Source organism: Flammeovirga yaeyamensis (assembly GCF_018736045.1).
In the GTDB taxonomy this organism is placed as follows: domain Bacteria; phylum Bacteroidota; class Bacteroidia; order Cytophagales; family Flammeovirgaceae; genus Flammeovirga; species Flammeovirga yaeyamensis.
Map to the genome: position 1 here is coordinate 712,718 of NZ_CP076133.1, position 13,996 is coordinate 726,713.

At 35.2% G+C, this 13,996-nt stretch carries 5 protein-coding genes; 4 read left to right on the plus strand and 1 reads right to left on the minus strand.

The features are described from left to right. Positions 1-28 precede the first annotated feature (28 nt). The 3 genes from KMW28_RS22940 (at position 29) to KMW28_RS22950 (ending at position 11,611) form a co-directional block, all read left to right on the plus strand. A complete protein-coding gene (locus KMW28_RS22940) occupies positions 29-3,019 on the plus strand; it encodes a CHAT domain-containing protein (RefSeq protein ID WP_169662054.1) in 2,991 nt (996 codons plus the stop codon). 378 nt (positions 3,020-3,397) lie between these two features. Further along, positions 3,398-11,029, plus strand: a complete 7,632-nt coding sequence (locus tag KMW28_RS22945; protein ID WP_169662053.1) for a S8 family serine peptidase — start codon at positions 3,398-3,400, stop codon at positions 11,027-11,029. A gap of 300 nt (positions 11,030-11,329) precedes the next feature. Further along, the gene (locus tag KMW28_RS22950) at positions 11,330-11,611 is read left to right on the plus strand and encodes a DUF427 domain-containing protein (protein ID WP_066213868.1); all 282 of its coding nucleotides are present in this window, start codon (positions 11,330-11,332) and stop codon (positions 11,609-11,611) included. A 149-nt stretch (positions 11,612-11,760) separates the two neighbouring features. Here the strand turns inward: KMW28_RS22950 and KMW28_RS22955 are convergent, their stop codons facing one another. Then, the gene (locus tag KMW28_RS22955) at positions 11,761-12,429 is read right to left on the minus strand and encodes a hypothetical protein (RefSeq protein ID WP_169662052.1); all 669 of its coding nucleotides are present in this window, start codon (positions 12,427-12,429) and stop codon (positions 11,761-11,763) included. A gap of 452 nt (positions 12,430-12,881) precedes the next feature. Between KMW28_RS22955 and KMW28_RS22960 the strand changes: the two genes are divergently transcribed. Continuing rightward, the gene (locus KMW28_RS22960) at positions 12,882-13,709 is read left to right on the plus strand and encodes a hypothetical protein (RefSeq protein ID WP_169662051.1); all 828 of its coding nucleotides are present in this window, start codon (positions 12,882-12,884) and stop codon (positions 13,707-13,709) included. The last annotated feature ends 287 nt before the right edge of the window (positions 13,710-13,996 follow it).

Consider the following 13,996-nt stretch of genomic DNA (forward strand, 5'->3'; position numbering starts at 1 on the left):
CAATATTTTTTTAACTCAAATAACTAATATGATCGCTAAACGATTACTCCTCCTAATCACGTTTATTGTCACTTCCGTTGTGGCTCAAGACAAAGAGTACAAGACGAAAGAACTTAGAGAAATGCTTCCTGAAATGATAAAAGAAAGGGAAGAAATGAAAGCACTTCGTTTAAAACTGACGAAAGAAAGTGACGATTGGAAAACGGTTTGGGTGAAGCAAGTGGTACCTACACTAAAAAATAAAAACTTCTATATACGAGCAGTAGATGCCGAGATCTTATCTGGTTTCAATAGGTTTAAAACCCAACCAGAATTGGATAAATTTTTAATAAACCATCTACCTGATTTAGAACACTACTTGTTTACAGTAAAAATGGATAAAAAGGAAAGTTTTGAAGAACTGCAGGAAATATATAAAATGGTAAGAAATTATCATTGGTTACAAAATCAAGTGAGTGTTACGATCAATCCATTACAGAAATTAGCAGACAACTTTTTTTACAGAACACCTTTTATAGAACGCTTGGAAGCATTATATGCTAGTGCCTCGGAAGATGTGAAAAAGGAAAAAGAAGACTTTTATGATGATGTAATTCTGTTTTGGGGAAATTGTAAGTCTCAGTCCAATAATTTCGATCGTATCATTCAAGAACATTTGGCTGCAGGAACATTAGATAATAATACCATCTTAATGTTGGTAGGTAAGATGTATAATACCAACCAATATTATATCGCAACAAAGCTGGTGAAAGGGGCGATTGAAGAAATTGAAAAAAACAACGATACGTCTTCCTATCATTATGGTGCTTTTTTATTGAATCTGAGTAGCTTGTACATGATGCAGGAAGATTACGAAAACATGTTAGCGGTTCAATTGAAGCAAAAAGAATTAAATCTGTTTCCTAATGAAGCGATGCTAATTTATAATTATCAAATGTTGGGGATGAACGAGGAAGCCTTGCAATTGGCTGATGAATTTCTTCAAAAGAACGATGTTTCAAATCCACTTTATTTAGGCACTTTGGGAACCAAAATTTCTGTGTTACAGGAGATGGAGAACTATGAAAGTGCCAAGGAAGCCTCTTTGTTATTAATCAAATTGAGTAAAGAGAATAACATAGATATTTCATCCTCAACCTATTTTACTTTGTCGAAAGTATACAGCCTTCAAAAGGATACCCAAAATGCTTTAAAATATGGTTTGATGGCGTATGAGAGATCAATTGAAGAATTTAAAATATTACCCGAGTTAGATCCTAATAATACGACATCACTGTTGTATGTGCGTATTTTTAAGTTCTACTATTACATCAATTATATAGGTACTCTAGTGGAAGCAGGTCAAAAGGATAAAATCGATTTCAATAAACTAATTGAAGAATACAATCATTTCGAGTATCTGATAAAAAATATCATGCTGAATCCGTCTAAGATGGATAAGAAACAGGTGGTGAAAATCTCTGAAGATACCGGAGATATTATCTATACCTTGGCCGAGAAATACCCGACAACAGCTTCAAAGCAATTAGCCTATAATTATACATTACTCTCAAAAGAAATCGGTTTATCTTCGGTAATTGCCATTAGAAAATATGCTACAGATAGTAAAGATAAGGACCTTAAAAACTTGTTCGAACATTGGATGAGTGTAAGAAAAGAGATTCTGTTTAAAGATGAAAATGTAGATATCGATAGTTTAAAAGATATCGCATTTGGACTTCAGAAAGAGCTTTCAATCAAAACTCGTAAAGAAGTCTTTAGTCAGCTAGAAGAAAATGATGTAGATTTTAAGATGGTGAAGAAGGCCTTAAAACCTAAAGAAGTGGCCATAGAATTTGTCTACTATGCACCAAATAAATACGCTGCTTTGGTGTTAAGATCGAATATGAAGTCACCTGAATTTGTTCCTTTATTTGATGAAAGCGATCTAAGGGCTTTACTCCCTCCAGAAGACCGTCAGAAAGAACAATGGCTGATTGACTACATCTATAATCGAAATTCATATCAGATAGCAAAATTGGTGGTGGACCCTCTTCGTCCATATTTAAGTGATGTAAAAACGATCTATTATTCACCTGCCGGGATTTTACATGGTTTATCATTGGATGCCATCAAATCAGAAAATAAAGAAAAAAGGTTTGGAGAAGAGTATAAGTTAAAGCGATTAAGTAAAACATCTCAGATTGCTCAGAAATCGATATTATCGCCTAGAAAAGCAACTATTTTCGGAGGGATGAATTACAATAAAAACGCGTTTAATGAGATAACTGGTGAGAGTGGGGAAAGAGGATTGGAATTGAATACTAAATCAAGTAAGAAAGCGCAAAAAGAAGAAATTGCCGTACAGAAGGTAGGAGGAGTGTTTACTTATTTACCCGGAACATTTGAGGAGGCCAACTTGATTAATACCGAGTTACAAACTTCCAAACTAGAGGTAAATATGTATACAGGTAATGAAGCAACAGAAGATCAATTCAAAGCCTTTTGTAAACAGCCTACAGATATTTTGCATTTGGCTACTCATGCTTATTTTACACCCTATATTCCCAAAGAGAAAATTGCCGAGGGTTCATATAAAGGAACAGCAGAAATTTGTTCCGATCCAGATCCGATGAATAGAGCAGGTATTGTGTTCTCGGGTGCCAACTATTTCTGGGAAACAGGAAAGAGTTATGAAGGAAAAGAAAACGGTATCCTTATGGCAAGTGAATTATCAAATTATGATTTACGCGCCACAAAGTTGGCCATCGTTTCTGCTTGTCAATCGGGTATTGGTCAGAGTACAAGAAGTGAAGGGGTTTATGGTTTTCAACGAGCGATAAAATTGGCAGGGATCGAACATCAAATTATCTCTTTATGGATAGTGGATGATGCAGCCACACAGAAATTTATGACGCACTTTTATAAGTACTATATCGAGCTATCTGATATAGGAGAGGCAGTAGAAAAAGCGAAAAATGAGTTGAAAAAGGAGTACGATCATCCGTATTTTTGGGCTGCGTTTGTTCATGTACGATAAATTTCAAGATTTTTTATTAATAGAATTAGTTAAAAAATGAGTGACCACTACAAGGGTTAGAATCTGATATTCAGTATTTTATAAATACTTGTAGTGGTGATGTAGTGGTATAATAAAGAGAATTGTTGTGTTGCCAAAAAGGATTTGTTGGTGTCGTATTAAGAAGTAGTGTTCTCATTACTTCCTAAAATTGTGATATAAGAAATGTAGATCAATTCAATTGAATTCTATGTCTTCAAAGAAATCATCTGACACTCCACAAAAGGAGGAACTTTTACGGCTTATTGAAGAAAGAAAAAAGGAAATCGACACCTTAAAGAAACTTTCAAAGAGACTGTCTTCATTAACCAATTCATTTATTAAACTTAACTCAAAGTAATGAGAAAACTTTCACTGTTCTTCTTATTATGGGTTGGTGTATTTTTTAGCACACTAGCTCAGAATGAGATCAGAAGCTACAACGCCAGAGGTGAAGCACAAGGAGTCATCCGTGTGAAATTTACTGAAAGTGCAACAGCTCAACTACAAACTGCCACTCCTACTTCAAAAAGTACTGCCCGTTTGGGTATTGCTTCTTTCGACGCAGTCGCACAACAATTCCAGGGACACGATTTAAAAAGACTCTTCCCTGAAGATTCTAAGTACGAGCACAAGCTTAGAAAACATGGCCTTCACTTATGGTATGAATTAACTTACGATGCTAGCACAGATGTTCAAAACGTCATCGCAGCGTTGAACAATGTAGCTGAAGTAGACCTTTCGGAGCCTATTCTAGAAAAAAGAATTATTGGTGGAGAAGGTGAAGCAAAGGTTTTATCAAAAACTGAAATTGCTAAAATTCAAGCCACTCAATCAGGTATGAACGATCCATTATTGGATAAACAATGGCACTACTTTAATACTAGTGACAATGAAACGATTCGTCCTGATGCATCAATCAACTTAGATAAAGCATGGGAAGAAGTAACAGGTACTCCTAATGTTGTTATCTCTATTCATGATGCCGGTGTAGATATTACTCACGAAGACTTAATCAACAACCTTTGGGTAAACCAAGGTGAAGTTGATGGTGCTGAAGGAGTGGATAACGATGGTAACGGTTATGCAAATGACTTACACGGTTACAACTTCGCTGGAAACACTTCTGCAATTACTCCAATGGATCACGGTACTCACGTAGCAGGTACAGTAGCAGCCACTAACAACAACGGTATTGGTGTTGCAGGTGTTGCTGGTGGATCTGGAAACAACGACGGTGTTCGTCTAATGGTTTGTCAGATTCTAAGTGAAAACGGTGGCGGTAACATCGAGAACTCTTACGTTTATGCAGCCAACAATGGAGCTGTAATTTCACAAAACTCTTGGGGTTACTTAAACCCAGATTATTATGAGCAATCAGTTTTAGATGCCATCGATTACTTTATCGCTGAAGCAGGTGATTTTGAAGGATCTCCAATGAAAGGTGGTGTAGTAATTTTTGCATCAGGTAACGATAATGTATCACAGCCATATTATCCAGCAAGATACGAACCAGTAATTGCTGTAGGTTCTACAGGTGCAGACAGAAAAAAAGCGCATTACTCTAACTATGGCGATTGGGTAGATATCTCTGCTCCAGGTGGAGAAACAATCGAAACTTTAAGCTTAGGAGTATTATCTACTTTGCCGCAAAACGAATACGGTTACATGCAAGGTACATCAATGGCTTGTCCTCATGTAGCAGGTATAGCAGGTTTGGTTACGAGTAAATTGGGAGGTCCAGAATTTTCTCAAGATGTTTTAAAGTCACACCTATTAAATGCAGGAGTAAGTTTAGAAGATACTGAACCAAATTATGCACCTGTATTGGGTAGAGGTTTAATAGATGCATCTATTGCTATTAGAGAAAACGAAGGCGTTGGTCCAGATGCTGTAACAGGAATTGAGGTGCTTGCAAAATCTAACGATTTTATCGAATTGTCATGGACAGTTCCAGCAGATGCTGATGATGAAAAAGCAAGTAAATATATCATCTACCTTTCAGAAGGAACATTTAATGAGGCGACTGCAACACAATATACAACATTCTCTTCAGGAGATGTTGGATCTGAGGTGATTTATAGAATTGAAGGACTTAAAACAGAAACAGATTATCAATTAGGTATCAAAGCATTTGATCACTGGGCTAACCCATCAGTAATGTCTGAGATCATGTCTGTTTCTACAAACCAAGGCCCTGAAATGACATACCCTGAGGCCCCAAATTCATGGTCTCATGCTATTGATTTAACAGGTGACATCACTGAAGTTTCAGAATTAACTGCTGAATTTGAGATTGGCAATACTAATGATGCTTACTTAGAATGGTCATTAGAAACTCGTCAAGAGAACTTCTATATTAAAACTTGGTCTGCTATTTCAACAGGTGTATCTACTCAAAGCTCAGTACAACCATTAAGCTTGAATAGAGTAGTACCAATGGAAGAAATAAGAAATGAGGATAGAGAACCATTACACGAATTTACTACTGAATATTTAAGCTATACTAATGGCTTTATTGCTAGGTATGTTGTAGGTCATCCAGATCTTTCTTTATCCAACATCACTGCATCAGCATTTGTTGTAGAAGATCCAAATGGATTTAACCTTACAGAACTAGATGTTTATTTAAATGATCTTACAGAAGGTCATGCAACTTATGAAGTTTATAAAGGACCACAATTAAGTCAAGCAGAGTTAGTATATAGTACAGAAATCGAAAATACTTATCAAGGTTCTCATGTAGTATACATTGATAATAACGAGTCCATCTTTTTCCCTACAGGTGAGGTTTTATGGTTAGTAGTTAAAGTACCTGCTGGCAACCTTTATCCAATTGGTATTAGCGAAAGCAATGGTCATGAAAATGCCATGAATTATCAATGGATGTCATTTGATGGTGGTAAATCATTCTTACCAATCGAAATGGCATTAGGAGAATCAGGTTATTCATTTACTCAAGGTGCTAAAACAGGGAAGGAATATCAAGGTGACTTTATTTCTCTTTCACCATACGAAGGATCTATCAATGGTGTAGGTACTCAAAAAGTAACATTTACTGCAGATATCACTGAGATTAAAAATGGTTATGTAAATTCTAACATCTTGATCAAATCTAATGATCCAAATCAACAAGATGCGAGAATCAAGACACAAGTAAATGTAACAGGTCACTTACCTGATTTATCTGTGCCAGGTATTGCTAACTTCGGTTCTGTTCAACTAGGAAGAGAAAAGGATTTAGTTATCAAAATGGAAAACTATGGTTATGGTCCATTCAAAGGCTATATTTCTTATGACGGTTTAGATGGTACTGATTTTGAAATTTTAGAAAGACCTTATTTAGTAAACTCTAGAACAACAGAAGACCTTATTATTAGATATACTCCATCGATTACAGGTAATACAAATGAGGTATTAACGATTACTGATGGTCACGGTCAAGAGCGTAAAATCAATTTATTTGGTAATGGAGAATCTCCATCTGAAATCAATATTACGCCAGCGAATCAAACACATTTAATGACAATCGGAGAAGAGAAGTCAAGCTCAGTTGTTATTGAAAACACAGGTAATTATCCATTAGAATTTAATATTCCAAAATACTCTAAGAATAGTATTACAGGTCACGAGTTTGGTTACTCATGGGATGTTAGAACGGATGATTTCCGTTGGGATGAATTAGATGGTCAAGAAGGAACAGTAGATGTAACTCATCACTTTAAGGACAATGGTTTCTTGGATTTTGTGACAGTACCTTTAACATTCAAGTTCCCATTCTACAATGAATTGGTAGATACTTTATACATGTCGCATGTTGGTATGGTTGCTTTGGATACTAAAGATCCTGTGAACGGTTCTTGGGGTAAATTTTTAGGTTCTAGTTTCACATCAAATGGTTATTTCGCCCCATGGTATGATTACTTCAACTTAAAAGCTTCGACTAAACTTTTATACAAAGTTTTTGATGATCATGTGATTTTCGAATACAAAGAAGTATACTCAAAAACTCAAATTGGAGAATCGGGTGACCCTCTAACATTCCAATTAGCGATCTTTCACGATGGTCATGCAGAAATGAGATACTTGGATATTAGTTATTCGAATGCACAATCTGTCTTCCCTATGTTGGGTATGGAAAGCCCTGACAAAGAAGATGGTATCTACTTCCAAGATTATACAGGTCAACCTGAATTATTATTTAAAAGTCAATGGACAAATGTATGGATTGATATCACTTACCCTGGTCCACAGATTATTAAAAATCTTTCGCAAACAAGTGGTTTTGTTGGTGTAGGTGAATCGGTTGAAATTACTTTTGACGTTACAACTGATGAATTGGTTGAAGGTGTGAATACTCAAAATATTGCAGTTGAGAATAACGATCCATTCAATTCAATTGCTCATTTCTCTGTTAACGTAGAAATTACAGATGGAGGAGACGCTATTGTAAAAACATCGGATAACGAAATTGATTTTGGTACGTTATATCAAGGCGACAATCAGTTTAGAATGATTAATTTCTTAAACGAAGGAAATAAGAATATTGATATTGTTTCTGCTGTATTCCAAGATGGAACATCTTTAGCTGTCGATAAATCTAATTTTGAGTTACCTGCTCGTTTGGGTACAATTGTAAGATTAGATTTAACAACTAATGAGTTAGGTCAAGTAAACGATGTATTGACTTTCACTGATGAGATGGGTGGAGAATATATCTTTAATGTTACAGCAAACATCGTGAAATCTCCTGCAATTGCATTGGATTATACTACTTCAGATTTCATGTTAATGTCTGGAGAACAAGATGAGATGCAAGTAACTGTATCTAACGTAGATGGTGATACCACTTTAAGAATGTTAGTACATAGTAATGCATGGTTGTACCCTAAAGAAGAAGAAATGGCTGTAGCTTCTACAGAAATTCCATCATTCGATTACTTCTACAAGGACAACGATAACTTCTTACAAGGTATTTCAGATCCTAATGCACCAGTATTTAATTGGATTGACATTGTTTCTAAAGACGGTGAAAAGTTAGAGTTTGATGAGTCGATTATGGCTGGTGAAATTACTTTCAAGCAACCAGTTTCTTTCTATGGTAAAACATATGAAAAAGCGTATATGGGTTACCCTGGTGTAATCACATTTACTCGTCCTGACGGTTTCTTAACTCCAATTATCAATGAGTTTATTCCTAAGGAAGACCACTTCAACAACTTTATTGCAGTAATGTGGGGTATCACAGGTTTCGACTACTTTGATGAAAACCCTGCTAAAGGTATCTACTTCTATGAAGATGAAGATAAAGCAATTTTCACTTACCATAGATGGGTTCACTCATTTGGTGAAGGAACGAATAGTATGATTGATGCTCAAGTGATTTTATATCACGATGGTAGAATCAAAATGCAATACAAAACGTATAATCAGGATCTTGTTGATACTTGGAACAATGGATTGGTGATAGGTCTTGAAAACGAAGACGGTACAGAAGGTGTTTTATCAAGTTACGGTAAGCATTTAGTGAAGAATAACTTGGTTTTAGAGTACATTCCTTCAGAAGTGATTAACGTAGAAGCAGGAGAAGATAAAGTCTTAGATTATGTTGTTGATGCAGCAGATTTAAATGGTGGTAACTACCAGACTGATCTTACTTTCCTTAACCATACTCCAGGAAAAGAAAATATTGCGATTCCTGTAACATTAGAAGTTGTAGGTACTCCAGAATTTGTTTGGGAGAATGAAGTACTTGACCTTGGAGATGTTTTATACACATCTAATATGTGGTTACAACCTGAATTCACTATTAAAAATGTTGGTACAGGTACTCTTACTTTCGAAAAAGAAGGGTTTACAGGTATTGCTTTAGCAGATTTCCAATTGCAGACTGAGGCTGTGAATGCTGAAACTGAGGTGATTGAAACAGCTTATCAATGGTTGAATTTAGAGTTCTTATTCAAATGGAAAGAAATCTGTAATGGAGCTCCAGATCCTTGGGGAGGTTGTTTCGGAGATATTGAAGTTGTTGAAGGTGAATATCATTTTGTATTACCAGCTTTAGATCCACAAGAAGAATATAATGCAAAAGTAATTTTAAAACCTCAAGCTCCAGGAGCATTTGAGCAAACAATTACTTATACTTTGAATGGTGTTGAGCACGATCTTACAATCAAAGCAAACCTATTCGAACCTCCAGTATTCGAAAGTGATGTAGCTGATACTTTATCGGTTATGGCGATGAATTTAGAGCATACTGAAACGCAAACTTTTGAAATCTCTAACGAGAATGGTAGTTCAGCTTTAGAATATCAATTTGAGATTGAATACAATTATGAAGGTGAGAACACAATGAATAATATGAGTGCTTTTGCAGCAAACTCATTGTTAGTAATGCCAGAAATTGCATCATTCGCTTCAGTAGGAAACTCAATTGATCACTCAGAATTTGCTCAAGCATTGTACTATGGAGATATAGATGGTACAAAACAGACTTCATTAGGCTATGGTGGCGGTCAGTCACTAACATCAGTAACAAGATTTGATGCACCTGAAAATGGAATTGACTTATCACATGTTGCTACTTGGTACGTTCCAACTGGAGCAGCCAATGCAGATGTTGTTGTGGAAATCTTCTCAGGTACAATAGATAATATGGTTTCTCTGCATAAAGAAACATTCACTACTGAATCTGAAGCAAGTGACGATACTGGTGAATTCCAATTATTTGAGCTTTCTGAAGTAATTACATTCTTCCCTGGAGAGAACATTTTTATCACATTTACTTATGATCAGTTCTCAAATTATCCTCAAGGAATGAAATCTATTGATCAGCCAATTCCTAATACATTCTATATTCCTACAGAATCGGGATTAGTAGATTTATCTACCGATTCAAGATTCGATCTCCTAGCATTCATGGTAAGAGGTTTTGGTAAGAATGAAGTTTCTGGTACTTGGTTCTCTTTAGATCAAACTGAAGGAACAGTAGAAATGGGAGAGTCGGCAACGATTACTGCAACATTTAATGCAGCTTACAACAGAGGAAGAAACGATCTCTTAGCTAAAGTGAATATAAATACAAACGATCCATCGGTTTCAGAAGATGCTACTAGCTTCATGGCAAAAATGAATATCAACCATGCGCCACAAGCAATAGAAACACCTTCTTTAATCAAGATGAACGAAGGAGATACGGCCACGGTAACATTATCGTTTACCGACATGGAAGGGCACGCTTTTACATTAGCTGTAGAGGACCTAAATGATCTTGGAACATTTGAAATAGATGATGCGGATTTAAACTTAACGATTACTCCAAGTTATGATCATGCGGGAACTCATAGTTTCAATGTAATTGCAGAAGATGAACATGGTATGACTTCTACAACTGAGTTATCTGTAGAAGTAGCGAATGTTAACCGTGCTCCTGAAGGTGTAGAATTCGATACATTACGCTTGTCGGTAGGTGAAGTATTCTACCTAGAAGACTCTGAAGTATTCTCTGATCCTGATGGTGACGTTTTAACTTTTGGTATTGCAGACAATAATGACGGAGTGGTACTAACGGGCCACGCGAATGCAGAGTTTATTATTTCGGCAATCAAAGAAGGAATTACAGAAGTAGCAGTATTGGCTACCGATCCTGAAGATGCAACGGCTATTCAAATCATTCCAGTAGTAGTTACTGCCGGAGGTGATGATGTAACCAATGTTGTAACGGATCAAGTTGGACAGCTTTACGAGCTATTCAACTACCCTAACCCAGTACAAAGCAATACTATTTTGAGTTTCAACCTTCCTCAACAATCTGAGGTTGAAATCGCAATCTTTAGTACTGAAGGAAGAAAAGTGGATCATTTATCACTTGGTACTCTTCCTGTAGGACATCAAAAAGTAGATTATAACACAGATAAATTACAATCTGGCGTTTACATCTACACTCTAATTGTTGATGGCCAAGCAAAGGTATTTAGTAGGTTGATAAAATAATAAGCTACTTATACTAGAATTGGATTAAGGTTACCACTGCCAGGATTTTCCCGGCAGTGGTTTTTTTATTACTGGCGCAAATGTTAAGCGACTGCGTCATTTGTGCCAATAAACTTTAGAGGTCTCCCGACCTCGTGTGCTATTGTTATAATTACACGAGGTCGGGAGACCTCTTACGTTCTTAAAGCACAAGAACCGCTACGCTAAATTCTTGCGCTAGTTTGGTAATTTATATATATTAAATGAAAACAATTAGATAGTACTTCTTATTCTACTAGTATCCATTAAAAACCCATAAACATGAAAACAGCAACTTGGAACGGCGTAGTTTTGGCCGAAAGCAATGAAACCATAGAGGTGGAAGGAAATCAATATTTCCCACCCAATTCCATCAAAAAAGAATTTTTCACCGACTCCAATTATCAAACCACTTGCCCATGGAAAGGATTGGCTTCTTATTTCAATGTTGAAGTAAACGGACAAGTAAACGATGATGCGGCTTGGTATTATAAAGAACCTAAAGAGGCTGCAAAACAAATTAAGGGATATGTGGCTTTTTGGAAAGGAGTGAAAGTGGAGTAACTGGGGCAAATGTTAAATGATAAGGTCATTTTTGCCTATAAACTTTAGAGGTCTCTTGACCTTATGTACTATTGTAAAGAAACCCCAATAAATATCCAAAAGGAACTTATTGGGGTTATATATTAGTTGGGTAAAGATGCAAATGATTTTTAGTCTGCTTCTACTTTTTTGATAAAAATATGTGGTAAGGCATCAGTAATACATTGATGTCCTAATTGAATAAAACGGTCGCCATTTTCTTTAATCCCAGAAATAATAATATCTCTAGGCCCTTTTAAAATGGGATCATATATTTCACCTTCATCAATAATGATAATAGAAGAACTAGACAGAGGATCTTTGTGTGTAGCGATGACTCTACCCACTCCCTCTTTAATAAGCAATCGTTGTCCAATGTTAGGTGGACTAAACCGCTCACTTACATTGATATTGGTCAAAATCCCTACGGTCTTAAATTTTGTGCTTTTATCATAAAAGGTCTCCATTTTATTCTGTTTCGTTTTTAATCCCAGATCATCATCACCTAGAGGTCGGCCAAGAATAATAGAAGGGGTTGTACCAACACAAAACATCCGAGGTGTTATAAAACTATTCCCTTCTTCAGTTTCTCCAAGAGCATAATATTGATGATGTAATTTTACCATTAGTTCTTCATCTTGTTGATGTGTTAAATTCAATTCGAAAAAGGAGTTTAATCCGATAGTTTTTATTGTATATACACCAGATAACTTTGAGATAATTTCTATACGCTTTAATTCTAAATTATCGGAATAAGCATATATGGAAACATTTTTTACCAAGACAAGCTTAGTTTGCATAGTATATAGAAAGTTTTACTGTAATTAGTTCATTATAGTAGTGTTTAGTACTGAAGATGATATTTGATCACTCATTGAGAATGATATTTTTGTTTTTTTGATGTCTCAAATTTCAGGTTTTTGTTTGTATTGTAGCAGGATATAAATACGTGATTTTAGAAAAGGGGTAAAATTACCTATGCCTGAATTGGATTGATAATTAGGGAATTAAAGAATCTTGTCGAAAATTTGTTTTTGATTTATGTATTCTTTTTCTTGCGTAAGAAAATTAAACTCAATTGTAACAGATCACGAAATTTTTTTACTAAATAAAGAGTTTTTTCTAACTAAAAAAGCTACGACAAATAATTAATACGACGCTATTCTCTTCTTTAATGTAAAACGCAATACGATAATTTTTAGAATCTCGTTGGGCTATCGTAAAAAAACTATAGTGACAAGAACAAATTAAAATGAAAATCACAGCTACTAATTACTTTTTAAGCCTACTAATTGGCATTTCTTTTTTCACATCATGTACCACACAGACATCTTCTAAATCAGAAGAAGTTCAAAAAGGAGCAGTCTCTTCCTTTAACGATGAAACCTCTTCTTGTAGCATCAATAAAGACCTTATCGTGCAGTGGAGTGAGGTTCGTACAAACAAAGACAGTGTAGTATCTCTATTCCAAAACCATGGCAATAGTTTTACATTCACAAAGACGATGAATAACATGCCCAAAGCAGACAGTATTATTCATGCCTATATTGGTTATGATGCCGCTACAAACGCATTAAGTTTTACTGTTTTGACAGCGAATAGTGATACTGTGGGGAATACAAGTTGTTTGACATTTGCACCATTAAGTGCACAAAAAGATACCCTAGCAAGCTTTGAAGAAGTCAGCGAGAATAATAAAGACTCTATTTCATGGAAATTAGCGAATAAGAGAATCAACCGTTGGAGAAATGATAACAAGAGAAACAAATGGATCGATGAATGTTTTTCTCCCAACGATTCCACTCAAGTTTTCCAAGCATTTGCAATCAATACAATTGATTTTGAATATGGTGAAGAACACCAATGTTTCCTATCATTAAAAAAGGTAATGGTAAAGGGTAAAAAACAATATCGCCCAGATTTGATCATTGTAAATACTACATCGGATGAGATTGTGAGTTTTAGTGTAAGTGCGGCAAGTGCTGATTTGGAGGATGTTACTTATCCAATACCACCTTATAAGCCTCATGGTCAATTGCAACAAAATAATTTTGGTTTATTAGAAAATCTGAACATTTAAAATATCGAATACTTTATATACATATCGTATTTAACACCTACAATTCTCATAATTAGTATATTAATAGTATTACCAATGGGTAAAAAGATAAACAATCAGTACAAATTGTTTATTATTTATTTAATTATGAGTCTTTGTATTGATTTTTTATCAAGAATAAATGGTCATTTATTATTTTTAAATAATCTGATTTTTTTTAACATCTTAAGTATTCTAGAAATTATTATTTTTTCATTATTCTACTCATTCTACATTAATAAAACGATTATTTATTTTGGCTTATTAAT

What these genes read in the sequence shown, in the direction of transcription:
- KMW28_RS22940 (WP_169662054.1), top strand. Translation starts at nt 29, where the DNA reads ATGATCGCTAAACGATTACTCCTCCTAATCACGTTTATTGTCACTTCC.
- KMW28_RS22945 (WP_169662053.1), top strand. Translation starts at nt 3,398, where the DNA reads ATGAGAAAACTTTCACTGTTCTTCTTATTATGGGTTGGTGTATTTTTT.
- KMW28_RS22950 (WP_066213868.1), top strand. Translation starts at nt 11,330, where the DNA reads ATGAAAACAGCAACTTGGAACGGCGTAGTTTTGGCCGAAAGCAATGAA.
- KMW28_RS22955 (WP_169662052.1), bottom strand. Translation starts at nt 12,429, where the DNA reads ATGCAAACTAAGCTTGTCTTGGTAAAAAATGTTTCCATATATGCTTAT.
- KMW28_RS22960 (WP_169662051.1), top strand. Translation starts at nt 12,882, where the DNA reads ATGAAAATCACAGCTACTAATTACTTTTTAAGCCTACTAATTGGCATT.